The following is a 1,201-nucleotide window of genomic DNA, read 5'->3' as shown; positions in this document are numbered from 1 at the left end:
TGAATAGACCCCAGTTTCCTAGACGGTAGCGTGCCTCATGAACCAGGCACTTTCATAAACTGCAGGGGGTTGATCTTCACAGGCACTATGCCGACGTTTAGCATTATAAAACATCTCTACATAATCGAAGATATCAGCCTTTGCTTCTTCTCTATTTTTATAGATCCGTTTCTTTATGCGTTCTCGTTTCAGCAACTGGAAAAAACTTTCTGCCACCGCGTTATCATGGCAATTCCCACGACGACTCATGCTGCTTTTTAAATTGTGAGCTGTCATAAAGTGCTGACATCTTTCGCTCGTATATTGAGAACCCTGATCCGAATGGATTAGTACTTCTGCCGCTGGTTTGCGTCGCCACACCGCCATCAACAAGGCGTCCATCACCAACTCTGCTGTCATTCGTCCACCCATACTCCAGCCGATAACCCGGCGCGAGAAGAGATCGAGAACAACGGCCAGATACAACCAACCCTCATGCGTTCTTATATAGGTCATGTCACTCACCCAATGAGTATTTGGGGTAGGAACAATGAACTGGCGCTCAAGGTAATTAGGGCTGGCAACTGAAGGCTTTCCGCCGCCGTAATAGCGTCGTTTCCGGTATCCGGTTTGAGAAGCCAACTCTGCAAGCCTCATTAGGCGCGCGATCCTGTTACGCCCAGCGCGTTCACCCAAGTCTTTCATATCGAGCCAGATTTTTCGATAACCATAAACCGTACCACTTTCAAGCCACAGCTGCTTAATAAGACCTGTTTGGCGCTCATCTTGCCTGGCACGCAAAGATTGAGGTCGCTTTAGCCACTGGTAATAACCGCTGTAATGGAGGCCAAGAACCAGACACAACCGGCGTACAGCATAAAAGGAGGACATTTGTTTAATGAAGGCGTACTTCAGCCTGACGTTCTTGCAAAGTACGCGGCGGCCTTTTTTAAAATATCTCGCTCTTCAGTCACACGCTTAAGTTCTTGCCTGAGGCGCTTTACTTCGTGCTGAAGGGCATCGTCCTGCTTTCGCTGTGGTTCAGGTTTTTGGTAACGCTTAATCCACGCGTAAAGGCTGTTGGTAGAAACACCGAGTCGTGCCGCAACCTCAGAAACAGGGTATCCCTGCTCGCTAATCTGTTGTACGGCTTCAATTTTGAATTCTTCAGTGAAATTTTTGGCTGACATAAACACTCCTTCATTGAGCCTCCATTATGAGG

General features: G+C 47.8%; 1 protein-coding gene. It reads right to left on the bottom strand.

Going from position 1 to position 1,201, the window contains the following annotated elements; translation table 11 throughout:
- Positions 1-18: 18 nt before the first annotated feature.
- Positions 19-1,169 (bottom strand): IS3 family transposase gene (locus tag DBA33_RS20250; RefSeq protein ID WP_120807111.1). Its coding sequence is split into 2 segments (ribosomal slippage): positions 19-932 and positions 932-1,169, totalling 1,152 coding nucleotides; the frame shifts between segments, so codons are not numbered across the junction.
- Between the last annotated feature and the right edge of the window lie 32 nt (positions 1,170-1,201).

Source organism: Yersinia sp. IP36721, assembly GCF_003634395.1.
Lineage (GTDB): Bacteria > Pseudomonadota > Gammaproteobacteria > Enterobacterales > Enterobacteriaceae > Yersinia > Yersinia entomophaga.
This window is presented reverse-complemented; position numbering and strand designations above follow the sequence as displayed.